This window comes from Pseudomonas donghuensis, assembly GCF_000259195.1.
In the GTDB taxonomy this organism is placed as follows: Bacteria; Pseudomonadota; Gammaproteobacteria; order Pseudomonadales; family Pseudomonadaceae; genus Aquipseudomonas; species Aquipseudomonas donghuensis.
Map to the genome: position 1 here is coordinate 98,592 of NZ_JH650763.1, position 25,221 is coordinate 123,812.

The 25,221-nt window shown below is 60.2% G+C and carries 20 protein-coding genes; 11 read left to right on the top strand and 9 right to left on the bottom strand.

What is annotated here, in order from left to right; genetic code table 11:
• Nucleotides 1–1,391, bottom strand: a 1,391-nt coding sequence (locus UW3_RS26900; RefSeq protein ID WP_010222695.1) for an MFS transporter, incomplete at its 3' end; no start/stop codon positions are given.
• A 100-nt stretch (nt 1,392–1,491) separates the two neighbouring features.
• On the bottom strand, nt 1,492–3,141 hold the full coding sequence (locus UW3_RS0111920; RefSeq protein WP_010222696.1) for a GMC family oxidoreductase: 1,650 nt from the start codon (nt 3,139–3,141) through the stop codon (nt 1,492–1,494).
• Between the two features lie 137 nt (nt 3,142–3,278).
• Between UW3_RS0111920 and UW3_RS0111925 the strand changes: the two genes are divergently transcribed.
• On the top strand, nt 3,279–4,166 hold the full coding sequence (locus tag UW3_RS0111925; protein ID WP_010222697.1) for a LysR family transcriptional regulator: 888 nt from the start codon (nt 3,279–3,281) through the stop codon (nt 4,164–4,166).
• 4 nt (nt 4,167–4,170) lie between these two features.
• On the opposite strand, the gene UW3_RS0111930 is transcribed toward UW3_RS0111925, so the two are convergent.
• The 3 genes from UW3_RS0111930 to UW3_RS0111940 are packed head-to-tail and all read right to left on the bottom strand — an operon-like array spanning nt 4,171 to nt 7,184.
• A complete protein-coding gene (locus tag UW3_RS0111930) occupies nt 4,171–4,989 on the bottom strand; it encodes a sulfite exporter TauE/SafE family protein (protein WP_010222698.1) in 819 nt (272 codons plus the stop codon).
• Nucleotides 4,986–6,263: an NAD(P)/FAD-dependent oxidoreductase gene (locus UW3_RS0111935; RefSeq protein ID WP_010222699.1), complete on the bottom strand. Its 1,278-nt coding sequence runs from the start codon at nt 6,261–6,263 to the stop codon at nt 4,986–4,988. The genes UW3_RS0111930 and UW3_RS0111935 overlap by 4 nt, the downstream gene beginning before the upstream one ends.
• A 36-nt stretch (nt 6,264–6,299) precedes the next feature.
• Complete coding sequence (locus UW3_RS0111940) at nt 6,300–7,184, bottom strand: MBL fold metallo-hydrolase (RefSeq protein WP_010222700.1); 885 nt, start codon at nt 7,182–7,184, stop codon at nt 6,300–6,302.
• Between the two features lie 254 nt (nt 7,185–7,438).
• Between UW3_RS0111940 and UW3_RS0111945 the strand changes: the two genes are divergently transcribed.
• The 3 genes from UW3_RS0111945 (at nt 7,439) to UW3_RS0111955 (ending at nt 11,336) form a co-directional block, all read left to right on the top strand.
• The gene (locus UW3_RS0111945; protein ID WP_010222701.1) at nt 7,439–8,752 is read left to right on the top strand and encodes a sigma-54 interaction domain-containing protein; all 1,314 of its coding nucleotides are present in this window, start codon (nt 7,439–7,441) and stop codon (nt 8,750–8,752) included.
• A gap of 155 nt (nt 8,753–8,907) precedes the next feature.
• Nucleotides 8,908–10,431, top strand: a complete 1,524-nt coding sequence (locus UW3_RS0111950) for a DUF3300 domain-containing protein (RefSeq protein WP_010222702.1) — start codon at nt 8,908–8,910, stop codon at nt 10,429–10,431.
• A 14-nt stretch (nt 10,432–10,445) separates the two neighbouring features.
• A complete protein-coding gene (locus tag UW3_RS0111955; protein WP_010222703.1) occupies nt 10,446–11,336 on the top strand; it encodes a DUF2950 domain-containing protein in 891 nt (296 codons plus the stop codon).
• 88 nt (nt 11,337–11,424) lie between these two features.
• On the opposite strand, the gene gyrB is transcribed toward UW3_RS0111955, so the two are convergent.
• The 4 genes from gyrB to dnaA are packed head-to-tail and all read right to left on the bottom strand — an operon-like array spanning nt 11,425 to nt 17,631.
• Entirely contained in the window at nt 11,425–13,842 is a 2,418-nt protein-coding gene (gene gyrB / locus UW3_RS0111960; protein WP_010222706.1) for a DNA topoisomerase (ATP-hydrolyzing) subunit B, read from the bottom strand.
• A 4-nt stretch (nt 13,843–13,846) separates the two neighbouring features.
• Nucleotides 13,847–14,950, bottom strand: a complete 1,104-nt coding sequence (gene recF / locus UW3_RS0111965) for a DNA replication/repair protein RecF (RefSeq protein ID WP_010222707.1) — start codon at nt 14,948–14,950, stop codon at nt 13,847–13,849.
• Between the two features lie 19 nt (nt 14,951–14,969).
• The gene (dnaN, locus tag UW3_RS0111970; RefSeq protein WP_010222708.1) at nt 14,970–16,073 is read right to left on the bottom strand and encodes a DNA polymerase III subunit beta; all 1,104 of its coding nucleotides are present in this window, start codon (nt 16,071–16,073) and stop codon (nt 14,970–14,972) included.
• A 40-nt stretch (nt 16,074–16,113) separates the two neighbouring features.
• The gene (gene dnaA, locus UW3_RS0111975; RefSeq protein ID WP_010222709.1) at nt 16,114–17,631 is read right to left on the bottom strand and encodes a chromosomal replication initiator protein DnaA; all 1,518 of its coding nucleotides are present in this window, start codon (nt 17,629–17,631) and stop codon (nt 16,114–16,116) included.
• Between the two features lie 592 nt (nt 17,632–18,223).
• Here dnaA and rpmH point away from each other — a divergent pair.
• The 7 genes from rpmH to rsmG all read left to right on the top strand — a co-directional run bounded on the left by rpmH (nt 18,224) and on the right by rsmG (nt 25,204).
• Nucleotides 18,224–18,358: a 50S ribosomal protein L34 gene (rpmH, locus tag UW3_RS28190; RefSeq protein ID WP_002551315.1), complete on the top strand. Its 135-nt coding sequence runs from the start codon at nt 18,224–18,226 to the stop codon at nt 18,356–18,358.
• A gap of 13 nt (nt 18,359–18,371) precedes the next feature.
• A complete protein-coding gene (rnpA, locus tag UW3_RS0111980; RefSeq protein ID WP_010222710.1) occupies nt 18,372–18,776 on the top strand; it encodes a ribonuclease P protein component in 405 nt (134 codons plus the stop codon).
• A complete protein-coding gene (gene yidD, locus UW3_RS28195) occupies nt 18,769–19,014 on the top strand; it encodes a membrane protein insertion efficiency factor YidD (RefSeq protein ID WP_010222711.1) in 246 nt (81 codons plus the stop codon). The genes rnpA and yidD overlap by 8 nt, the downstream gene beginning before the upstream one ends.
• A 2-nt stretch (nt 19,015–19,016) precedes the next feature.
• Nucleotides 19,017–20,699: a membrane protein insertase YidC gene (gene yidC, locus UW3_RS0111985; protein WP_010222712.1), complete on the top strand. Its 1,683-nt coding sequence runs from the start codon at nt 19,017–19,019 to the stop codon at nt 20,697–20,699.
• An 83-nt stretch (nt 20,700–20,782) separates the two neighbouring features.
• Nucleotides 20,783–22,153: a tRNA uridine-5-carboxymethylaminomethyl(34) synthesis GTPase MnmE gene (mnmE, locus tag UW3_RS0111990; protein ID WP_010222713.1), complete on the top strand. Its 1,371-nt coding sequence runs from the start codon at nt 20,783–20,785 to the stop codon at nt 22,151–22,153.
• A 517-nt stretch (nt 22,154–22,670) separates the two neighbouring features.
• Entirely contained in the window at nt 22,671–24,563 is a 1,893-nt protein-coding gene (gene mnmG / locus UW3_RS0111995) for a tRNA uridine-5-carboxymethylaminomethyl(34) synthesis enzyme MnmG (RefSeq protein WP_010222714.1), read from the top strand.
• Nucleotides 24,560–25,204: a 16S rRNA (guanine(527)-N(7))-methyltransferase RsmG gene (gene rsmG, locus UW3_RS0112000; protein WP_010222716.1), complete on the top strand. Its 645-nt coding sequence runs from the start codon at nt 24,560–24,562 to the stop codon at nt 25,202–25,204. Before mnmG ends, rsmG begins: the two co-directional genes overlap by 4 nt.
• The last annotated feature ends 17 nt before the right edge of the window (nt 25,205–25,221 follow it).

Consider the following 25,221-nt stretch of genomic DNA (forward strand, 5'->3'; position numbering starts at 1 on the left):
CCCGCCGCCAGCGGGCCGTAGGTCATGGTCGCGATCAGGATCATCGCCACGATCAGCACCACCACCATCGGCTGGTTGACGCTGGCAGGATCCGCCTTGGCCGGGTAGCCGGCCTTGTCGATGGCCGCGCGCATGGCCGCTTCGTCGAAGCCGCTGATTTTCCGCTCGCCAATGCTCACCACTACCTCGGTGCCGGCAGCCGCCTCAGCCGAGCTGTAAGGCAGGCCCTGTTTGACCAGGAAGGTCTTGACCTTGTCGCACGGGCTGTCAAAACGCGCCTTGCCCACCGGGTCGAACTGGAAGGTGCAGCCCTGCGGGTCGGCCATCACCACGATCGGCGCCTGACGGCTGGCGGCGTCGATCTGCGGGTTGGCGTAGTGGCTCAGGGCCTTGAACAGCGGGAAGTACAGCACCGTGGCCAGCAGCAGGCCAAGCATCAGGATCGGCTTGCGCCCAACCCGGTCCGACAGCCAGCCGAAGAACACGAAGAACGGCGCGCCGATCACCACGCTGATGATCAGCAGGGTGTTGGCCTGGGCCGGGTCCATCTTGAGCATCTGGGTAAGGAAGAACAGCACATAGAACTGTGCGGTGTAGAAGGTCACCGCCTGGCCGGCGTTGATACTGAACAGTGCCGTGAGCACCACCTTGAGGTTGGGCCAGGAGCCGAACGACTCGCGGATTGGCGCTTTACTGGCCTTGCCCTGGGCCTTCATTTTTACGAAGGCTGGCGACTCATGCATGCTCATGCGGATCCAGGTGGAAATCCCCAGCAGCACGATCGACAGCAGGAACGGCAGGCGCCAGCCCCAGACTTCGAACTGGTCACCACTGATGTAGCGGCTACCGAGTACCACCAGCAACGACAACAGCAAGCCGAGGGTTGCGGTGGACTGGATAAAACCGGTGTGGAAACCGCGTTTGCCGGGCGGTGCATGTTCGGCAACATAAGTGGCCGCGCCACCGTACTCACCGCCCAGAGCCAGGCCCTGCAGCATGCGCAACCCCACCAGGATGATCGGTGCGGCAATGCCGATGCTGGCGTAGGTCGGCAACAGGCCAACGGCAAAGGTCGACAGGCCCATCAGCACGATGGTCACCAGGAAGGTGTACTTGCGCCCGATCATGTCGCCCAGGCGGCCGAACACCAGCGCGCCGAAGGGCCGCACCAGAAAACCGGCGGCGAAGGCCATCAAGGCGAAGATAAAGGCAGTGGTGTCGTTCACCCCGGCAAAAAACTGCTTGCTGATGACCGCCGCCAGCGCCCCATAAAGAAAAAAGTCATACCACTCGAAAACCGTCCCGAGGGATGACGCGAAAATGATCTTGCGTTCTTCCCGGCGGCTGTTGCTCACCGTTGCAGCGCCCTGCTCTTGAATGTAATCCGACATCGTTGCTGTCCTCGGCCTGCAGGCCCCAGTGATTATTCTTGTTGTTCCACTGTCGACGCCGGCAGACTGCGTCCGGCGTCGTTGTTGCTACGCACCCTGGTCAGGGCGTCGGTACTGCGGTGTTTTCGTCGATGCTGGTTGTGGATAACGTCCCCTGGCGAATCAGTTGCGCGGCCTTTTCGGCAATCATCAGGGTAGGGGAGCAGGTATTGCCAGAGACGATTTGCGGCATGATCGAGGCATCGGCGATGCGCAGCCCCGGCACACCGTGCACGCGCAGCTGATTGTCGACCACATCCAGTGGCCCGTTGCCCATGCGGCAGGTGCCCACAGGGTGGAAGATCGTAGTGCCGATCTGCCCGGCGGCTTCATGCAATTGCTCTTCGCTTTGCAGGTCCGGGCCCGGCAGGTATTCGCGCGGGCTGAAGGCAGCCAGGGCAGGGGCCTGAACGATCTTGCGGGTCAGGCGAATGGCCTGGGCGGCAACGCGCAGGTCTTCAGGCTCGCTCAGGTAGTTGGGATCGATCAGCGGCGCATCGTCCGGGTTGGCCGAACGGATATCGATACGCCCGCGGCTGGCCGGGCGCAGGTTGCACACCGAAGCGGTAAAAGCCGGGAAGCGGTGCAGTGGCTCGCCGAAGCGTTCCAGCGACAAGGGCTGCACGTGGTATTGCAGGTTGGCTGAAGCCTGTTCCAGCCCGGAACGAACAAAAGCGCCCAATTGGCTCGGCGCCATCGCCAGCGGTCCACTGCGGTCGTACAGGTAACGCAGGCCCATGCCAAGCTTGCCCCAGGGGCTGTTGGCGACCTGGTTGAGGGTTCGCGCCTGGGTAACCTGATAGATCAAACGCAATTGCAGATGGTCCTGCAGGTTGCCACCAACGCCGGGCAGCTCGTGACGAACAGTTATCCCCAGGCTCTCGAGCAAGCCGCGCGGGCCGATGCCGGAGCGCTGCAGGATCCCGGGCGAACCCACGGAGCCTGCACACAGGATAATCTCCCGGCGTGCGCTGAAGTGCTGCCAATTGCCCTGCCAGCGGGCACGTACCGCGCACGCGCGGCCATCTTCCAGCAACACCTGATCAACCAGCACATCGGTCAGCACGGTCAGGTTGGGACGATTGCGGATCGGGCGCAGAAAGGCTTTGGCCGAGTTCCAGCGAATGCCGGCGCGCTGGTTGACCTGAAAGTATCCACAGCCCTGGTTATCCCCGGTGTTGAAGTCAGCAACGCTGGCAATGCCGCTCTGCGCCGCCGCTTCGCGGAACGCATCGAGGATCGGCCAGGCGTAGCGCTGTTGCTCGACCCGCCACTCGCCTTGATTGCCATGCGCTTCGCTGGCGCCGCCGAAGTGGTGCTCGCTGGCCTTGAACAGTGGCAGCACGTCCTTCCAGGCCCAACCGGCATTGCCCTGCTCGGCCCAGCGATCGTAATCGCCAGCCTGGCCGCGCATGTAGATCATGCCGTTGATGGAGGAACAGCCCCCGAGCACCTTGCCTCGCGGATAACCCAGGGTGCGGCCATTGAGGCCGGGTTGCACTTCGGTCTTGAAGCACCAGTCGGTACGCGGATTGCCGATGCAGTAGAGGTAGCCCACCGGAATGTGAATCCAGGGGTAGTTGTCGCGCCCACCGGCTTCGAGCAGCAGCACCCGGCAGCCTGGGTCGGCAGATAAGCGGTTGGCCAATAGGCATCCGGCAGGGCCGGCACCCACCACCACATAGTCGTAGACAGGATCGGCTGATGGCATGGGCAACCTCGCGCCTGATTATTATTCTTGTCCCAGCCCATGTTATTGATTAATTTCGGGATGAAAACGTTAGATTTCACTCAAGTGCTGTGCGTTTTAACACAACGTCCGTGAACACCTGATTCACAAGGAAAAGCATGTTCGACTGGAATGATCTGCGGTTTTTTCTCGAGTTGCAGCGTAGCGGCCGCCTGCTGACCGCGGCCAAACGCCTCAACACCACCCACAGCACCGTGGCCCGGCACATCGACAATATCGAGCAGAGCCTGGGCACCGCGCTGTTCGTTCAACATGCCCAGGGCTACGAATTGACGCCGTCCGGGCAGGCCCTGCTCAAGCACGCCGAAGCGATGGAAAACGTCGCCCTGCTGGCCCAGGAAGAGATCACCCAGGCCATCACCCCGCTGGGCAAGATTCGCCTGGGGGTGACCGAAGGCATCGGCATCATGTTCTTCACCCCGCGCATGGGCAGCCTGTTCGAACGCTATCCGGGCCTTGAGGTAGAGCTGGTGGCGGTGCCGCGCTTTGTCAGCATTCTCAACCGCGAAGCGGAGATCAGCATCCACCTGGAGCGGCCGAACGCCGACCTGTTGATAACTCGCAAACTCACCGACTACCGCCTGGCGCTGTACGCCAGCCCCGAATACCTGGCCCAGGCGCCGGCCCTCAATTACCGTGAAGACCTGGCCAAGCACAGCTGGATCGGCTACGTCGACGACCTGCTGTTCAGCCAGGAATTACTGTTTTTGAACAGCTTCTGCCGCGCACCCAATGTGGTGTTTCGCAGCACCAGCGTGATCGCCCAGCAACAGGCCGCTCGCGCCGGCCTGGGCATCGCCGTGCTACCCAACTACATGGCCCGCCACGATCCGGCGTTGGTGCGGGTATTGCCCAGCGAAACCATCCAGCGCAGCTACTGGATCTGTACCCGCCGCGAGCTGCACAAATCAGTACGCCTGCGCGTGGTCTGGGATTTTCTCCTGGCCCTGTGCGCGCAGGAGCAGGATGCCTTGCTGGCGGAGTAGGGCGTCAGCTGCCCAAGGTTTTGACCGCCAGCAGCAAGGCTGCGCAGATCCCCACACCTGCAAACATTTGCTGCAAGCGCGGCCCGGCCAGCTTGCTGGCGAGCTGACGCGCCAGCAGCAGCCCGAGCACCGCGCCGCCGGCAAACGGCGCGCCCACCGCCCAATGCATGACGCCGCCGACTGTCGCGCTGACCACACTGCCAGTCGACACCAGGGCGATCACCGCCAGCGAAGTGGCAACGATGCTCTTCATGTCAAGGTTGGTGTAGCGGCTCAGCGCCGGGATGATCACGAAGCCACCACCGACACCGAGCAATCCCGAAAGCAAACCCGACAGTACACCGGTAAAGGCCAGGGCGCGGGCACAGGGCAGGGTCCAGCGCAGTCGCCCCTGCAAGGGGTTGAGCACGCAGGGCATGACGTGGCGCGGGCCCAGTGGCGGCTCGCCGCGAAGCTCCCGGCGAGCCTTGAGCAGCATGCGCGCACAGGCATAGACCAGCACCAGGGCAAAGCTCAGGGCCAATGGCCCGTTCGGCAGACGATGGGCAAGCATCAGCCCGAAGGGTGCGATAGCGATGCCAATCAACGCCACGAACAGCGCCGCGCGATAACGCACCAGGCCCTGGCGCAATCCCAGCAGGGCACCTACCGCCGCCGCCATGCCGACGGCCAGCAAGCCGACTGGCGCCGCCTCGACCATCGACAACCCCAAGCCAAACACCAGCAAGGGCACGGCCAGAATGCCGCCGCCAGCGCCGGTCAGCGCCAGCACCGCACCAATAATCGCCCCTAAACCTGCCGCCAGAAATTGATGCTCGATCACCGCAGGCCCTCGGCGGCAACCCGGGGTTTGGCCAGCCATTCGCGGCCCTTGAGCATGCAGCGCCAGTACAACGGCGGCAGGATCTGCGCCTTCAGCAGCCAGGCCAGGCGCGTCGGCCGGCGGCCGTCGAGCAGCCAGCGCGGGAAGCTCGGCGCCAGCTTGCCGCCGTAGGTGAACTCGGCGAGGACGATCTTGCCGCGCTCGACGGTCAGCGGGCAGGAGCCATAGCCATCATAGTGGGCGAGGTTGGGCAGGCGCCCCAGCGCCACCAGCACGTTGTTGGCCACCACCGGCGCCTGTTTGCGCGCCGCCGCCGCAGTCTTGGCGTTGCTGGTATTGATGCCATCACCCAGGGCGTGGATGTTGCTGTAGCGTTTGTGGCGCAAGGTAGCCGGGTCGACATCGAGCCAACCGGCCTGGTCAGCCAGCGGGCTGTTGCGGATGAAATCAGGCGCAACCTGCGGCGGCACCACATGCAGCATATCGAAGGGTTGAACCCGGGTCTCGCTGCTCCCATCGGGCAGGGTGCGCACAAAGGTGGCCCGCTTGCCCGGGCCATCGACAGCCACCAGGCGATGGGCGTACTGCAGGTCTACCGCGTACTTATCGATGTACTCCATCAATGCCGGAACGTAGTCGGGCACCCCGAACAGCACGCCCCCGGCATTGAAGAACTGCGCCTGAATGTTGCCCAGACGACCATTGCGCAACCAGTGATCGCAAGACAGGTACAAGGCCTTTTGCGGCGCGCCGGCACACTTGATCGGCATCGGCGGCTGAGTGAACAGCGCCTGGCCCTCACGCAGGTTCTGCACCAGTTGCCAGGTATAGGGGGCCAGGTCGTAGCGGTAGTTGGAGGTCACGCCATTGCGCCCGAGGGTTTCCCTCAGGCCTTCGATGGCATCCCAGTCGAGCTTCAACCCTGGGCAGACCACCAACTGCTCGTAACTGAGCAGCCGGCCGTCATCAAGAGTGACCGTTTGTGCCTGCGGGTCAAAGGTCTCGACCCGTGCCTTGATCCACTGCACGCCACCGGGAATGGTCGAGGCCATGGTGCGTGCCGTCGAAGGCGCCTGGAAGATCCCGGCGCCCACCATGGTCCAGCCGGGTTGGTAGTAGTGCACATCGGCAGGGTCGATGATCGCGACATCCAGCGAAGGGTCGCGACAGATCAGGCTGGAGGCGGCGGCGATACCAGCGGCACCGGCACCGACGATCAGCACTTTATGGTGGTCGCCTTTCGGCACCTCGGCAGGGGAGGGTTGAGCATGCATGGCAGGGTCCTTCTAATAATAATTCTGGGGTGAAGCTCAGAGCACGTTGAGCGGGATCTTCAGGTAGCGCACTCCGTTCTCTTCAGGCTCGGGCAACTGGCCACTGCGCATGTTGATTTGCACCGAGGGCAGGATCAGTACCGGCATCTCCAGGGTGGCGTCGCGGGCTTCGCGCATGGCGACGAAGCTGTCTTCGCTGATACCTTCATGGATGTGGATATTGCTGGCGCGCTGTTCGGCGACCGTGGTCATGTAACGTAGTTCGCGGCCACCCGGCAGGTAGTCGTGGCACATGAACAGGCGCGTCTCGGCGGGCAGGGCAAGGATGCGCTGGATCGAGCGGTACAGGGTACGTGCGCTGGCACCGGGAAAGTCGCAACGGGCGGTGCCGTAATCGGGCATGAACAAGGTATCACCAACAAAGGCGATGCTCTGCCCGCCGACCTCCACCACATAAGTCATGCACGCCGGAGTATGCCCGGGCGTGTGCAAGGCACGCGCCTGAAGGTTACCGATGCCAAAGGGCTGCTCATCGTCGAACAGCACATCGAACTGACTGCCATCGCGAGCGAAGCGGCCATCGGCGTTGAACAACGCACCGAAGACCTTTTGCACCTGGGTGATCTGGCTACCGATGGCAATCTGGCCGCCCAGGATCTGCTTGAGGTAGGTCGCCGCAGACAGGTGATCAGCATGCACGTGGGTTTCCAGAATCCACTGAACCTTGCCGCCCAGTTCAGTCACCCGGCCAATCAGCTTGTCGGCCGAAGCACTGCTGGTGCGCCCTGATTTCGGATCGTAATCGAGCACACTGTCGATCAAGGCACAGTCGCCGCTGGTACGGTCCATCACCAGATAGCTGATGGTCGAAGTCACACTGTCGAACAGTGCCTCCACATACAAATTGCCGCCGATGATCATTTACCACGCTCCGAATTCTTCGCAAGTGCCAACCACGCTTCAAGGCTGGCTGGCAGTGGAGAAGCTGTCATCAAGATATGTGCCACCGTATGGGTAGGCTGTTTCCCAATGGTTACGGCGATTTTCCGGGCGGCCTAAAACTCTGCGCTGCCAGACTGTCAGCATAGTTGGCAGTGACATGGCAGCACCTGACAGTTTTTGGCAGTCCTTGGCACCTTCAGTTAAGCTCTGCCCGAGCTTGCCCAGGTGTCGTCATGACCTTCTCTCCCGCTGTTGCTGCCGATCCTGCCGTGCAGGCATTGGTGTCCTACCTCGAACACGATGCCCAGCCGACCATCGTGCTGGACACCGACTACAACATCCTTGCCGCCAACGGCGCCTACCGACGCCAGTTCGGCATTGACGGTCAGCCACCCATTGGCGCCAAGTGCCATCGGGTCTCCCATCACTACGCTGTCCCTTGCGACCAGGCCGGTGAACACTGCCCGATGCGCAAGGCCTGGGACAGCCGGGTGCCTGAGCGTGTGTTGCATGTGCACCACACCCCTCGCGGGCCGGAACATGTGGATGTCGAGTTGCGTCCGATCCTCGACGAACAGGGTGAGGTGGTGGCTTTTGTCGAGCGGCTGACCAGCATCACCGTCGCCTCGGCTCAGCCCCAACAACACGGCTTGGTCGGGCGCTCGCCGGCGTTCCAGGACGCACTGGCCAGCCTGCAGCGTGCGGCACCTGCGCAAATCCCGGTATTGCTCCAGGGCGAATCCGGCACCGGCAAGGAGCTGTTTGCCCGCGCCCTGCACTTGGGCAGTCCGAGAGCCAGCGGCCCGCTAGTGGTGGTTGATTGCACCGGCCTGACCGAGTCGTTGTTCGAGAGCGAGCTGTTCGGCTACGAGAAGGGCGCCTTTACCGGCGCCCACCAGCGCAAGATCGGCCTGGCGGAAGCCGCCCATGGCGGCACCTTGTTCCTTGATGAAATCGGCGAAGTGCCGTTGGCGATGCAGGTCAAACTGCTGCGCCTGATCGAGTCCGGCAGCTTTCGTCCGGTTGGCAGCCTGCGCACGGTTCACTCAGATTTCCGGCTGGTCTCGGCTACCCACAAACCCCTCAAGGAAATGGCAGCGGCGGGCACCTTCCGTGAAGACCTGTACTACCGTATCAGCGGCTTTCCGATTCGCTTGCCTGCATTACGCGAGCGGGTCGATGATCTGCCGTTGTTGATCGAGAGTTTGTTGCAACGGATGGCGGGTGCGTCGGCCCCGCAGCTCGACCCACAGGCGATGAAACGGCTGAGCTTGTACGCCTATCCCGGCAACATTCGCGAGCTGCGTAATATCCTCGAGCGGGCACGGCTGTTCGCCGACGACGGACTGATTCGTGCCGAACATCTGCCTGCGGAGCTCGGTTCGGGACTTGAGCCGATGCCAAGCATGAGCCGTCGATCCAAAGACAACCTCGGGCAGTTGGCCCAGGCCCTAGACAGCTTCAATGGATCGCGCAGTGAGCTGGCGCGTCATCTGGGGATGAGTGAACGCACCTTGTACCGACGCCTGCGCGCATTGGGCCTTTGAGCCCGGCGCAGAAACAACAAACCCCGGCTTTTTCTTCTACGCTGAAACTGCTCACCCGCTGCGGAGAGCGTTCCATGCATCGATTGCCGAGTCGGTAACCAGGTGCCAGGGCGCCTGACGTTCCGCTCTGTCTTTTCTGCCACAGGAGCATCGTCATGTCTGCCTGCCTTCACAGGGCGATTCTGCTCACCATCGCCATGCTCGCGCTTTTTGGCTGTTCCGAAGAGGATGCGCAACCTAAGGCAAGCGCCACGGCGCCGGCAACGGCTGTACCGGCTGTATCGGCTGTACCGGCTGTATCGGCCGCTCCGACGGCGCCAAGCGAGGCGGTATTCAGCACCGAACAGCTTGATCAAATGCTTGCACCGTTGGCGTTGTATCCGGACGCTTTACTGGCTCAGGTGCTGATGGCCACCACCTATCCAGGCAATGTCGCCGACGCGGTTGTCTGGTCCAAGGCGCATCCGAACGTCAGCGGTGATGCCGCCGTCAAGCAGGTCGCCGACCAACCTTGGGACCCTAGCGTGCAATCGTTGGTGGCGTTTCCGCAGGTGCTGGCCACACTTGCCCAGGACCCGGTCTGGGTGCAACGCGTCGGTGATGCCTTTCTCGCCCAGCCCGATGCGGTGATGAACTCGGTGCAGCGCCTGCGCGCCAAGGCCAAGGCTGCTGGCCACCTGGAGTCCAACGATCAGCAGACCGTTATCGTGCAACCGGCAAGCGCCCCTGCTGGCGGCACGACCACGGTGGTGCAAGGTGCCGCGCCGGCACAGACTATCGTTATCCAGCCGACCAACCCGCAGGTTGTATACGTCCCAAGCTACAACCCCTCTGTGGTGTACGGCAGTTGGTCCTCACCATCCTATCCACCAGCGTATTATCCGCCACCACCGGGGTATGCCATCGGCACGGCGTTAGCGACCGGCCTGGCTTTCGGTGCTGGCGTAGCGATCGTCAATTCGTTGTGGGGGGATTGCGACTGGGACGATCATGACGTCGATATCAACGTCAATCGCTACAACAATATCAACAACGTCAACCGCAGGCTCGATGCCAACCAGAACAACTGGCGCCATAATCCTGCGTATCGCGACGGCGTCCCGTACCGCGACCAAGCCAGTCGAGCCCAGTTCGACCGACGCTTACCCGGCAGTGCAGAGCGCACAGCCTACCGCGGTGACACGCCGGCCCGGGTCGAAGATCGCGCGCGAGCACGTGAAACCCTGGCACAGCGCGGCATCGAAGCACCGGCAACCAGTAACCTTGAAGCCCGCCAACGGGTGCAGAGTGCCGACCGCGAGCGCGCCCAACAGAGCCTGGAAAAGCAGGGCATCAAGCCGTCCGGCAATGCACGCGAGCGCGCCCAGGTTGCCGATCGCCAACTGAAGAGTGACGGTCAGGCCCGTCAGCGTGCGCAGGCGCCCCAGAAGAACCGCCAGCCTCAGCAGACGGGGCGCAACCAACAAGTACGTCAGCAAGTCCGCCAGCAACATGTTAGCGCCCAGGCGCCCCGCAACAATGCGTTGGCCGGTGTGCGCAACCCTTCGCAGTCACGCATCGCGAGCAATCGTGGCCAGGTCAGCCAACGGAGCGCCAGCCGACCGTCCGCAGCGTCTGCGGGCCACCAGGTACAACGACCCGCGCGGATGCAACCCAGCGGTGGCGGCCGTCGCCGTTGAGAGGAGAGTCAGTCATGAATGCTGCTAGTCGAATTGCGCTGGTTCTGCTGCTGTTCTGGACGTCCAGCAGTTTCGCTCAGAAACACTTCCCAAACCCGCAGGCCGCCGGCGAAGCACTGGTGCAGGCGCTTGGTAGCGAGAAGGCCGATAGCCAACAGTTGGCGAACTTGCTTGGCAACGACTGGAAGAGCTATATCCCGACCAAGAACATCGATCGTAAAGATGTTGATGCCTTTCTCGCCCTCTACAAGGAAAAACATCAGGTTCAGTCCGACAGCCCGAAGCGCGTACATCTGGTTGTCGGCGACACGCCCTGGATATTCCCAATTCCCATCAGACACAGTACTGGCGGCTGGGCATTCGACACCAAAGCCGGCGCCGAGGAAATCCGTCAGCGCCGCATCGGACGCAACGAATTGGCGACAATGCAAGCGGCGCGTGCCTATCACGACGCGCAGATGGATTACGCCGAGATTGATCGCAATGGTGATGGGGTCCTCGAATACGCACAGAAGCTCATCAGTAGCGACGGGCAGTTCGACGGCCTGTACTGGCCGGAAGAGGAAGGCGTCGAAGAAAGTCCGCTCGGACCGCTTTTCGGTGATACCACGACTGGTGATGACTGGCACGGCTATCACTATCGTATCCTCACTGCCCAAGGCCCTTCGGCGCCGGGCGGCGCCTATGACTACAAGATCGGCGATCGCATGACGCGCGGTTTTGCCGTTATTGCCTGGCCGGCGGACTACGGGGACACTGGCGTGATGAGTTTCATGATCAGCCACGACGGCGAACTGTTCGAGAAAGACCTCGGCCGTGACAGCGCCAAGCAAGCTGCTGCGATTACGCGTTTCGACCCCGACAGCAGTTGGAGCGAAGTAAAGGAAGAGGAAGAGGCGCGCTGAACCGAGCAGCTCAACACATGGAAGCCAACGCAACAAAAAGCCCGCGTGAGCGGGCTTGATGATGTTGCTTTTTTGAACCTACACCTGATCAGAAGTCCAGGTTAGACACTGCCAGCGCGTTGCTCTCGATGAACTCACGACGTGGCTCAACGGCGTCGCCCATCAGGGTGTTGAAGATCTGATCGGCAGCGATCGCGTCTTCGATGGTCACCTTGAGCATACGGCGCACCGTTGGGTCCATGGTGGTTTCCCACAGCTGATCAGGGTTCATCTCACCCAGACCTTTGTATCGCTGGATGGTGTGGCGCTTGGTGCTTTCGGTCATCAGCCAGTCCAGTGCTTCCTTGAACTCGGTGATGGCTTTTTTGCGCTCGCCGCGTTGCACGTAGGCGCCTTCACCCAGCAGGGTGCTCAGCTGTGCACCGAGGGCGGTGACGGTGCGGTAGTCGTTGCTGCCGAAGAAGTCACGGTTGAAGGTGACATAGCTGGCCAGGCCGTGGGAGGTGATTTCCACTTCCGGCAACCAGACGTTGCGCTCTTTGTCTTCGCGCAGGCTGGCCTTGTACAGCAGACCGGACTTCTCGCTGGTACGCAGGCGCTCTTCGAACTTGCCCAGCCATTCCTGCATGGCAGCGTGGTCGCCCAACTGCTCCAGCGATACCGCCGGCAGGTAGACGAAGTGCTCGGTCAGCTCCTGCGGGTACAGGCGCGACAGACGCTTGAGGGTCTTCATCACGGTACGGAATTCGTTGACCAGACGCTCCAGCTCGACGCCGGAAACAGGTGGTGCGGATTCGTCCAGGTGCAGGCTGGCATCTTCCAGAGCCGACTGAGTCATGTACTCTTCCATGGCGTCGTCGTCTTTGATGTACTGCTCTTGCTTGCCTTTCTTGACCTTGTACAGCGGCGGCTGAGCGATGTAGATGTAACCACGCTCGACCAGCTCCGGCAGCTGACGGAAAAAGAAGGTCAGCAGCAGGGTGCGGATGTGCGAACCGTCGACGTCAGCATCGGTCATGATGATGATGTTGTGATAGCGCAGCTTGTCGATGTTGTACTCTTCGCGGCCGATACCACAGCCCAGCGCAGTGATCAGGGTGCCCACTTCCTGGGACGAGATCATCTTGTCGAAGCGTGCTTTCTCGACGTTGAGGATCTTGCCCTTGAGCGGCAGGATCGCCTGGGTCTTGCGGTTACGGCCTTGCTTGGCCGAGCCACCCGCGGAGTCACCCTCCACCAGGTACAGTTCGGAAAGAGCAGGGTCCTTCTCCTGGCAGTCCGCCAGCTTGCCAGGCAGGCCGGCGATATCCAGCGCACCTTTGCGGCGAGTCATTTCCCGCGCTTTACGTGCAGCTTCACGGGCACGAGCGGCGTCGATCATCTTGCCGACAACCGCCTTGGCTTCGTTCGGGTTCTCCAGCAGGAAGTCGGAGAAGTATTTGCCCATCTCCTGTTCCACGGCAGTTTTCACTTCCGAGGACACCAGCTTGTCTTTGGTCTGCGAGCTGAACTTCGGATCCGGCACCTTCACCGAGATGATCGCGGTCAGACCTTCACGGGCGTCGTCGCCAGTGGTCGAAACCTTGTTCTTCTTGGCCAGGCCTTCTTGCTCGATGTAGTTGTTCAGGTTACGGGTCAACGCCGAGCGGAAACCGACCAGGTGGGTACCACCGTCGCGCTGCGGAATGTTGTTGGTGAAGCACAACAGGTTCTCGTTGAAGCTGTCGTTCCACTGCAGGGCAATTTCCACGCCCACGCCGTCTTCACGCTGAACATTGAAATGGAACACCTGGTTGACCGGCGTCTTGTTGGTGTTCAGGTACTCAACGAAGGCACGCAGACCGCCTTCGTACTTGAAGTACTCTTCCTTGCCCGAACGCTCGTCTTTCAGCAGGATGCCAACGCCGGAGTTGAGGAAGGACAGTTCACGAATCCGCTTGGCCAGGATGTCCCAGCTGAAGTGGATGTTCTTGAAGGTTTCAGCCGACGGCTTGAAGTGGATGTGGGTACCGGTGGTTTCACTTTCGCCAACGATCTTCATCGGCGCTTGTGGAACACCGTGGACGTAGGTCTGTTCCCAGATCTTGCCACTGCGGCGAACGGTGAGGATCAACTGCTCGGAAAGGGCGTTAACCACCGACACACCTACACCGTGCAGACCGCCGGATACCTTGTAGGAGTTGTCATCGAATTTACCGCCGGCGTGGAGGACGGTCATGATGACCTCAGCGGCGGAAACGCCTTCCTCTTTATGCACGTCAACCGGAATGCCGCGACCGTTGTCGCGAACACTGATGGATTCGTCCGGGTGAATAATTACGGTGATGTCATCGCAGTGGCCGGCGAGTGCCTCGTCGATCGAGTTATCGACCACCTCGAACACCATGTGGTGCAGGCCGCTACCATCATCGGTGTCGCCAATGTACATACCGGGACGCTTGCGCACGGCATCTAGCCCTTTCAGCACCTTGATGCTGGAGGAGTCGTACGTTTGATTTTCGCTCATGCCTTCACTCCCGATGGTCGTGGGTCTGGGTGATACGGCCCTGTTCCACGTGGAACAAAGCAACTGGCGTTTCCGTCTGCCAGCCTTCCCTCAATAATTCTTGATCTACACAGGTGATAAACACCTGGCAGCGTAAGTCTTCCAACAAGCGACAAAGTGCGCGGCGGTGCTGGTCGTCGAGCTCCGACGGCAAGTCATCCACCAGATAAATACATTGGCCGCGACGCGCCTGGCTAACCAAATGGCCTTGGGCGATACGCAATGCACAGACCACCAGCTTCTGCTGGCCGCGAGACAAAATGTCGGCCGCGTTATGGGCGCCGAGTCTCAGGCGCAGGTCCGCGCGTTGTGGGCCGGCCTGGGTATGGCCCATGTGCTGATCACGTTGCAGGGAGGAGGCGAGCACTTCACTGAGTTCGCGATCCTTGTCCCAGCCACGGTAATAGCTCAGGGTCAGCCCTTCGAGCTCGACCAAATCGCTCAGGGTTTGCTCAAAGACGGGCTTCAAGGCCTTGATGTAATTGCGACGGTATTCATCTATTTCCGCGCTGGCCAGGCACAGTTCCCGGTCCCAGGCCGCTTGCGAAACAGCGTCAAGTGTACCATGCCGCAACCATGAGTTCCGCTGCCGCAAAGCCTTCTGCAGGCGTTGCCATGTGGCCATGAAGCGGGGTTCCACGTGGAACACCCCCCAATCGAGGAACTGCCGGCGTATTTTCGGCGCACCTTCAAGCAGGCGAAAACTGTCCGGGTTGATCAGCTGCAGGGGCAGAATCTCTGCCAATTGCGCAGCGCTACGGGCGTTCTGCCCGTCAATGCGGATAGTGAATTCGCCTTGCCGATCCCGCGAAATCCCCAGGTTGCTCGACCCGCCTTCGCTTAACTCGACCTGGCCGAACACGGTACAAGCCAGCTGCTCGTACTGAATGACCGGGGTAAGCCGAGTGCTGCGGAAGGAACGGGCGAGGCCCAACAGATGAACAGCTTCCAGCACGCTGGTTTTACCGCTGCCGTTGGCGCCGTACAGAATGTTTATGCGGGGGGAGGGGGAGAAGGTCACCGGGTGCAGGTTACGCACCGCGGTGACAGAAACGCGACTGAGGGACATCTAGAGTCTGCTGGACAAATTACAGACGCATCGGCATGACAACGTAAGCGGAGTCGTCGTTGTCAGCTTCCTGCAGCAGGGCACTGCTGTTGGAGTCCGACAGGATCAGACGAACCTGCTCAGTGGTCATGACACCCAGTACGTCCAGCAAGTAGCTGACGTTAAAGCCGATTTCCAGCGAGCTACCGTTGTACTCGACGCTGATTTCTTCTTCCGCTTCTTCCTGCTCAGGGTTGTTGGCTTGGATCTTCAGCTGGGCATTGGCCAGTTGCAGACGGATGCCGCGGTACTTCTCGTTGGACAGGATCGCGGTGCGGCTGAAGGCTTCGCGCAGCGCCTGACGATCGCCGACCACCAGCTTGTCACCCCCCTTGGGCAGTACACGCTCGTAGTCCGGGAACTTGCCATCGACCAGCTTGGAGGTGAAGGTGAATTCACCGGTGGTGGCACGAATGTGGTGCTGACCCAGGACGATGCTGACCATGCCGTCCGGCTCGGTGAGCAGACGCGCCAGCTCAAGGATGCCTTTGCGCGGTACGATGACCTGGTGGCGATCAGCCTGGCCGATATCGGCACGCATCGAGCACATGGCCAGACGGTGGCCATCGGTGGCGACGGCGCGCAGGGTGTCAGTGGACACTTCCAGCAGCATGCCGTTGAGGTAGTAGCGCACGTCCTGCTGGGCCATGGCGAAGCTGGTGCGCTCGATCAGGCGACGCAGACGGCTTTGCTCCAGGTTGCAGGTCAGCGAGCCCGGGCCTTCTTCCACTGTCGGGAAGTCGTTGGCCGGCAGGGTCGACAGGGTGAAGCGGCTGCGGCCTGCCTTTACCACCAACTTTTGCTCATCGAGCTTGATGTCGATCAGCGCATCGTTCGGCAGGCTTTTGCAGATATCCATCAGCTTGCGTGCAGGAACAGTGATCTCGCCAGGCTCGGCCGGCTCTTCCAGTTGCACGCGGCCAACCAGTTCCACTTCCAGGTCAGTACCGGTCAGCGACAATTGCTGACCCTGTACCACCAGCAGTACGTTGGACAGTACCGGCAAGGTCTGGCGGCGCTCGACGACGCCTGCGACCAGTTGCAGGGGTTTCAACAGGGCTTCGCGTTGAATGGTGAAATGCATGGTCTAGTCCCTTGCCTTTAATAAGCTGCGCTGACGTTCATCAAGTCGTCAGAGTCCGCAGCAGGTTCTTGTAGTCCTCGCGGATATCCGCGTCGGATTCCTTGAGTTCGTTGATCTTGCGGCACGCATGCAACACGGTGGTGTGATCGCGGCCGCCGAATACGTCGCCGATTTCCGGCAGGCTGTGGTTGGTCAGCTCTTTGGACAAGGCCATGGCGACCTGCCGCGGACGGGCTACCGAACGGGAACGACGTTTGGACAACAGATCGGAGATCTTGATCTTGTAGTACTCGGCAACGGTGCGCTGGATGTTATCCACACTCACCAGTTTGTCCTGCAGTGCCAGAAGATCCTTGAGCGACTCGCGAATCAGCTCGATGGTGATGTCGCGGCCCATGAAGTGCGAGTGAGCGATCACCCGTTTCAGGGCGCCTTCGAGTTCGCGTACGTTGGAACGAATCCGTTGGGCAATGAAGAAAGCAGCATCATGCGGCAGGTCGACCTTGGCCTGATCGGCCTTCTTCATCAGGATCGCTACCCGGGTTTCGAGCTCCGGGGGTTCTACCGCAACGGTCAGGCCCCAGCCGAAACGCGACTTCAGGCGCTCTTCCAACCCTTCGATTTCCTTCGGATAACGGTCGCTGGTCAGAATGACCTGCTGACCGCCTTCGAGCAGGGCGTTGAAGGTGTGGAAAAACTCTTCCTGGGAACGCTCTTTGCGGGCGAAGAACTGAATGTCATCGATCAGCAGCGCATCGACCGAACGGTAGAAGCGCTTGAACTCATTGATTGCATTAAGTTGCAGCGCCTTGACCATGTCGGCGACAAAACGCTCGGAGTGCAGGTACACCACCTTGGCATTCGGATTCTTCTTGAGCAGGTGGTTACCCACAGCGTGCATCAAGTGAGTTTTACCCAGGCCCACGCCGCCGTACAGGAACAACGGGTTGTAGCCATGCTTGGGGTTGTCGGCAACCTGCCAGGCCGCAGCGCGGGCCAGCTGGTTGGACTTACCTTCGACGAAGTTCTCGAAGGTAAAGGTGCGGTTCAGGTAGCTGGTGTGCTTGAGCGCACCCTCAACCTGCACAGTGCGTTGTTCGGTGCGACCGCTTGGCGCCGGGGCGGCATTGGCCTCGCCCATGGAATCGAAGCTGTCTCGCGAAGGCGCGTCCTCGACTTCAACCGTCGCGGCAGGGGCAGCAACAGGAGCGGCGACTGGTTCGTTGACCACCGCCGTTTGCGCCGCCTGGGCCTGGGATGCAGCCACGGCAGCGGCGAGCGGTGCATTGGGCGCGGCGCGCGGTGCCGAACTGCGTCTGCTGCCTATTAATAAGGAAAGCGCAGGTGCAATACCGTTGCCGTGTTCACCCAGCAGCTCGAGCAGACGGCTCAGGTACTTTTCATTGACCCAGTCGAGAACGAAACGGTTGGGCGCATAGACGCGCAACTCGTCGCCTTCGGCTTCGACCTGTAGCGGACGGATCCAGGTGTTGAATTGCTGGGCAGGCAGTTCATCGCGCAGAAGCTCCACGCACTGCTGCCAAAGTTCCACTGACACGGATATCCCCTGAGTTGAAAGCCGGTGAGGCAAAAACAAGCGCCCATTGTACCCAGCGCCAGCGCAGTTATCCACATGCAGGTGCGTCGAGGATGGCGATAAATCAGCACTTTAGTGACCAAAATGTCGTTTCGGACATGTGAATAAGCCCTGTGGATAACCGCACCTGAGGTCTTTGCACAACTGGGGGTCGAAATCGGTGGATAACCTGCCTGTGGATAACTGTCCATTTGATCCACAGCTTTTCCGAGGCTACACCACAGTCAGAACACCTCTTCTCGACAAGGTTTCTTTCCTCTGTACATAAGGTATTTAAAGGTCTGTAGCTTGTTATCCACAGAAATCTTCCACATAAGCTTTATAAGATTCACTAAAAAGCTTTAAATAAGTCCTCTCTTTTTTTCTATGTTTAAGTGATCCGTTGCTCGGGGTCTGTCAGGGCAAACCAGGTGAGCCACCGAATGAGGCCGATTTTCCGTCTATAAGGAAAAGCTGGTTGGAAATTGACCTACGGCCCTGCTTTCTCTAGAATCGCCGGTCTCTTAAAACGGGGGCCATTCCGGCCCGTTGTCGACGAACCAGGTAACACGCCATGAAACGTACTTTCCAACCAAGCACCATCAAGCGCGCTCGCACTCACGGTTTCCGTGCCCGTATGGCCACCAAGAACGGTCGTGCCGTTCTGTCGCGTCGCCGTGCCAAAGGCCGTAAGCGCCTGGCAGTTTGATTTTTCGGCACTGGTGGTGAGTCAGGACTTCAGTCGGGAAAAGCGTCTGCTTATTCCCCGACACTTCAAAGCGGTCTTCGACTCCCCAACCGGCAAGGTTCCAGGGAAATGCCTGCTGATCCTTGCTCGCGAGAACGGTCTTGATCATCCCCGCCTGGGGCTAGTGATCGGGAAAAAGAGCGTCAAGCTCTCCGTTCAACGCAATCGCCTGAAACGCCTGATGCGCGATTCGTTTCGCCTGAACCAGCATTCACTTGCCGGTTGGGATATCGTGATCGTCGCGCGCAAAGGGTTGGGCGAGATTGAAAACCCAGAATTGCACCAACATTTTGGCAAGCTCTGGAAGCGCCTTGCACGCAGTCGGCCCGCTCCAGTGGTTAACACCGACTCTGTGGGGGTAGACAGTCAAGATGCGTAAACTGGCGCTCGTTCCGATCCAGTTTTACCGTTATGCCATTAGTCCTCTGATGGCCAGTCACTGTCGTTTCTACCCCAGTTGCTCCTGCTACGCGATCGAAGCCATCGAAACACATGGCCTATTGCGCGGTGGGTGGCTTACCGTTCGTCGCCTGGGGCGTTGTCATCCGTGGAATGCCGGTGGTTTTGACCCGGTTCCACCTGCCTCCTCTTCCCGTACTTCTTCGATAGCCGAGTAATCATGGATATTAAACGCACGATCCTGATCGTCGCCCTGGCAATCGTGTCCTACGTCATGGTCCTTAACTGGAACCAGGACTATGGCCAGGCTGCCCTGCCGACTCAGAATACTGCTGCCAGCAACGTTGCCCCGGCCCTGCCGGACACCGCGCAGGCCGGTAACACTGGCGCCAGCGCCGATGTACCGAGCGCCAACGCTGAATCCAGCCCCGCAGAACTTGCCCCGGTAGTGGTTAGCAAGGATCTGATTCGGGTCAAGACTGATGTCCTCGATCTGGCTATCGATCCAAACGGTGGTGACGTCGCCCAGCTGATGCTGCCGAAGTACCCACGCCGTCAGGACCATCCGGACATTCCGTTCCAGTTGTTCGACAACGGTGGTGAGCGTACTTACCTGGCACAGAGCGGTCTGACTGGCGTCAACGGTCCGGATGCCCGTTCGTCTGGTCGTCCGCTGTATGCCGCTGATCAGAAAAGTTATCAACTGGCCGATGGTCAGGACCAACTGGTCGTCGACCTGAAGTTCAGCGATGCCGGCGTCAACTACATCAAGCGCTTCAGCTTCAAGCGCGGTGAGTACGACCTGACCGTCACTTACCTGATCGACAACCAGAGCGCACAGCCCTGGACCGGTAACCTGTTCGCGCAGCTCAAGCGCGATGCCAGCTCGGATCCTTCCTCGAGCACCGCAACCGGTACCGCGACCTACCTCGGTGCAGCCCTGTGGACAAGTTCGGAACCCTACAAAAAGGTGTCGATGAAAGACATCGACAAGGGAAATCTGAAAGAAAATGTTTCCGGCGGCTGGGTAGCCTGGCTGCAGCACTACTTTGTAACTGCCTGGATTCCAAACAAGTCTGAAAACAACATCGTTCAGACCCGTAAGGACAGCCAAGGCAACTACATCATCGGTTTCACCGGTCCGGCGCTGAACGTTGCCGCTGGCGGTAAAGGCGAAACCAGCACCACGCTGTACGCAGGTCCGAAGATCCAGGAGAAGCTCAAAGAGTTGTCCCCAGGTCTGGAACTGACCGTCGACTACGGCATCCTGTGGTTCATTGCCCAGCCAATCTTCTGGCTGCTGCAACATATCCACAGCCTGCTCGGCAACTGGGGCTGGTCGATCATCGTCCTGACCATGCTGATCAAGGCGCTGTTCTTCCCGCTGTCGGCTGCCAGCTACCGTTCCATGGCGCGCATGCGTGCCGTTGCACCGAAACTGGCTGCACTGAAAGAACAACATGGCGACGACCGGCAGAAAATGTCGCAAGCCATGATGGAGCTGTACAAGAAAGAGAAGATCAACCCACTGGGCGGCTGCCTGCCGATCCTGGTGCAGATGCCGGTCTTCCTCTCGCTGTACTGGGTTCTGCTGGAAAGCGTCGAGATGCGTCAGGCGCCATGGATGTTCTGGATCACTGACTTGTCGATCAAGGATCCGTTCTTCATCCTGCCGATCATCATGGGCGCGACCATGTTCATCCAGCAGCAGCTGAACCCGACTCCGCCGGATCCGATGCAGGCCAAGGTGATGAAGCTGATGCCAATCATCTTCACCTTCTTCTTCCTGTGGTTCCCGGCAGGTCTGGTGCTGTACTGGGTTGTGAACAACTGCCTGTCGATCGCACAGCAGTGGTACATCACTCGCAGCATCGAAAAGGCTACCAAGAAAGCCGCTGCTTGACGGGTTAGCCAGCTAACCTGTGGATAAACGCCCCCTCGTGGGGCGTTTTGCTATCTGTCGTTTTTGTCGTGAGGCCCTCGAGCATGAACACTGTGCGTGAAACCATTGCCGCCATCGCTACCGCCCAGGGACGTGGGGGCGTGGGGATCGTGCGGCTATCCGGCCCCCTGGCCCAACAAGCCGGGCTGGCCATCTGTGGAAAAGCACTGACACCGCGGCACGCCCATTACGGAGCGTTCCGCGCTGAAGATGGCCTGGTGCTGGATGAAGGCATTGCGCTGTTTTTCCCTGGGCCCAACTCCTTTACCGGCGAAGACGTGCTTGAGCTGCAGGGCCACGGCGGCCCGGTAGTCCTCGATATGTTGCTGCAGCGCTGTGTACAACTGGGTTGCCGCCTGGCGCGCCCGGGTGAATTCAGTGAGCGGGCATTCCTCAACGACAAGCTCGACCTGGCCCAGGCCGAGGCGATCGCCGACCTGATCGAAGCCAGTTCTGCACAAGCTGCGCGCAATGCCTTGCGCTCGCTGCAGGGCGAATTTTCCCGCCGTGTGGATAACCTCACCGAGAAGTTGATCAGTCTGCGCATCTACGTGGAAGCTGCAATCGATTTCCCCGAAGAAGAAATCGACTTTCTTGCTGACGGTCACGTGCTGAGCATGCTCGATGAGGTGCGCAACAATTTATCCACAGTGCAGCGCGAAGCCGGGCAGGGCGCCTTGCTGCGCGACGGCATGACGGTGGTGATCGCTGGTCGGCCGAATGCCGGCAAGTCGAGCCTGCTTAACGTTCTGGCCGGCCGCGAGGCGGCGATTGTCACCGATATCGCCGGCACCACCCGGGACATCCTGCGCGAACATATCCACATCGACGGCATGCCGCTGCACGTTGTCGACACGGCTGGATTGCGCGATACCGATGACCATGTGGAAAAGATCGGCGTGGAACGCGCACTCAAGGCCATCAACGAAGCCGATCGGGTGCTGTTGGTGGTCGACTCGACTGCACCGGAAGCCAGTGATCCGTTTGCCCTGTGGCCGGAATTTCTCGACCTGCGTCCGGATCCGGCCAAGGTTACGCTGATTCGCAACAAGGCAGATTTGAGTGGCGAAGCCATCGCCATGGAACAGAGTGAAGATGGCCACGTCACCATTACCCTCAGTGCCAAGGACACCGACATGGGGCTTGAGCTGCTGCGCGAGCACCTGAAGGCCTGCATGGGTTATGAACAGACTGCTGAAAGCAGCTTCAGCGCCCGCAGGCGCCACCTGGAGGCATTGCGTCAGGCCGGTGCGCACCTGGAGCATGGACATGCGCAACTGACCCTCGCCGGTGCCGGTGAGCTGCTGGCAGAAGATTTGCGCCAGGCGCAACACGCCCTGGGCGAGATTACCGGTGCATTCAGTTCCGACGATCTGCTCGGACGCATCTTCTCCAGCTTCTGCATCGGCAAGTAAGCGTCCTTATCCACAGTCGGGTCTGCAACGGACCCGACTGCAGCAGCCTTTTTCTCCAATCCCTTCTCCCGGTCAGGACAGCCACAGTGCTCGTGCTGCGCTGACTCCTGCGCGTCTATCCACATTCTGGTGAAATAAGCCCTGTGGAAAACCCACCTTCAGCTCCGTTGATAACTGGCCCTCAAGGCTGAAGATAACTCCCCTTGTGGGTAACTGGCCATTTCATCCACAGGCTTAAAGCGCTTATCCAGAACGCTCATCCCCGGTAGGCCACAGGGTTTTGAATCTCTGTACATAAGGTAAATAAAGGCCTGTAGAACCTTATCCACAGAAAGGTGCCTGACTAAGAATAAACATAAAAACAAAGCTTTAATAAATTTCTCTCTTTTAATTTCTATTACCTGCCATTCATCCACAGCCTGGTTAAATTTTGTGCAAAAGGTTCCTTTAGAGGGGGGTAAGTCCCTATACTTGTGCGTTATCCCTATCTATTCCCGAAACAGGCACGAGGTGCGTGGTGGATTTCCCTTCCCGTTTTGAAGTGATCGTCATCGGCGGCGGCCATGCCGGTACCGAGGCTGCGCTTGCGTCTGCACGCATGGGGGTGAAAACCCTGCTGCTGACCCACAACGTGGAAACCCTCGGTCATATGAGTTGCAACCCGGCCATCGGTGGCATCGGCAAGAGCCACCTGGTCAAGGAAATCGATGCGCTCGGCGGTGCAATGGCACTGGCCACTGACAAGAGCGGTATCCAATTCCGTGTATTGAACAACCGCAAAGGTCCGGCGGTGCGCGCTACTCGCGCCCAGGCCGACCGCGCCATCTACAAATCGGTGGTGCGCGAGATTCTCGAGAACCAGCCCAACCTGTGGATATTCCAGCAGTCGTGCGACGACCTGATCGTCGAGCAGGACCAGGTACGCGGCGTGGTAACGCAAATGGGTCTGCGTTTTCTCGCCGACTCCGTGGTACTGACCACCGGGACCTTCCTCGGCGGACTTATCCACATCGGTTTGCAGAATTACTCCGGTGGCCGTGCCGGCGATCCGCCGTCGATTGCCCTGGCGCGCCGCCTGCGTGAACTGCCGCTGCGCGTTGGCCGCCTGAAAACCGGTACACCGCCACGCATCGACGGGCGCTCGGTGGATTTCTCAGTGATGACCGAGCAACCGGGCGACACGCCGATCCCGGTGATGTCGTTCATGGGGTCCAAGGAACAACACCCGCGTCAGGTCAGTTGCTGGATTACCCACACCAACGCCCGTACCCACGAGATCATTGCCTCGAACCTCGATCGTTCGCCGATGTACTCCGGGGTGATCGAAGGCATCGGCCCGCGCTACTGCCCGTCGATCGAAGACAAGATCCACCGCTTTGCCGACAAGGAAAGCCACCAGGTATTCATCGAGCCAGAAGGCCTGAACACCCACGAGCTGTACCCGAACGGCATTTCCACGTCGTTACCGTTCGATGTGCAGTTGCAGATCGTGCGATCGATCCGCGGCATGGAAAACGCCCACATCGTGCGCCCGGGCTACGCCATCGAGTACGACTACTTCGATCCGCGCGACCTCAAGTACAGCCTGGAAACCAAGGTGATTGGCGGCCTGTTCTTTGCCGGCCAGATCAACGGCACCACGGGCTACGAAGAAGCCGGTGCTCAGGGCCTGCTCGCCGGTACCAACGCCGCACTGCGCGCGCAGGGCCGTGAAAGCTGGTGCCCGCGTCGCGACGAAGCGTACATCGGCGTGCTGGTCGACGACCTGATTACCCTGGGGACCCAGGAGCCGTACCGCATGTTCACCTCGCGGGCCGAGTACCGCCTGATCCTGCGCGAAGACAACGCCGACCTGCGCCTGACCGAAAAAGGTCGCGAACTGGGCCTGGTCGATGACCAGCGTTGGGCCGCGTTCAGCGCCAAGCGCGAAGGCATCGCCCTGGAAGAACAGCGTCTGAAGTCCACCTGGGTACGCCCGGATACCGCGCAAGGTCAGGCCATTGCTGAAAAATTCGGTACGCCGTTGAGCCATGAATACAACCTGCTCAACCTGCTGACCCGCCCGGAAATCGATTACGCCGGGCTGATGGCAGTGACCGGCGGCGCCGAGATCGACCCGCAAGTGGCCGAGCAGGTCGAGATCAAAACCAAATACGCCGGTTACATCGACCGGCAACAGGAAGAAATCGCCCGGCTGCGCGCCAGCGAAGACACCCGCCTGCCCGACGATATCGATTACAGCGGTATTTCCGGGCTGTCCAAGGAAATCCAGAGCAAACTCGGCCAGACCCGGCCCGAGACCCTGGGCCAGGCTTCGCGTATCCCCGGTGTGACCCCGGCGGCGATTTCCCTGTTGCTGATTCATCTGAAAAAACGCGGCGCAGGCCGCGAGTTGGAGCAAAGCGCTTGAGTTCTCAGGTCACCCCTCAACATGCCGAAGAGTTGTCCACAGGCGCCCGCCAGCTCGGTGTCGAGCTGAGCGAGGTCCAGCATGCACAACTGCTGGCCTACCTGGCCTTGCTGATCAAGTGGAACAAGGCCTACAACCTGACCGCCGTGCGCAATCCGGACGAGATGGTGTCCCGGCACTTGCTCGACAGCCTCAGCGTCATGCCGTTTATCCACAGCGAGCGCTGGCTGGATGTCGGCAGCGGCGGTGGCATGCCGGGTATTCCTTTGGCTATCCTGCATCCGGACAAGCACGTCACGGTGCTCGACAGCAACGGCAAGAAAACTCGCTTCCTGACCCAGGTAAAGCTTGAGCTCAAACTGGATAACCTCACAGTTATCCACAAGCGGGTCGAGGAGTTCCAGCCGGAGCTGCCTTTCACCGGAATTGTTTCCCGTGCTTTCAGCAGCATGGAGAACTTCACCAACTGGACGCGCCACCTCGGTGACGCCCAGACGCAGTGGCTGGCAATGAAAGGGCTGCATCCTGCCGATGAGCTGGTAGCATTGCCGGCAGATTTCAGAGTGGATAGCGAGCAGGCCTTGACCGTTCCGGGTTGCCAAGGCCAACGCCATCTGCTGATACTGCGCCGCACGGCATGACTGGGAACACAAGCAAG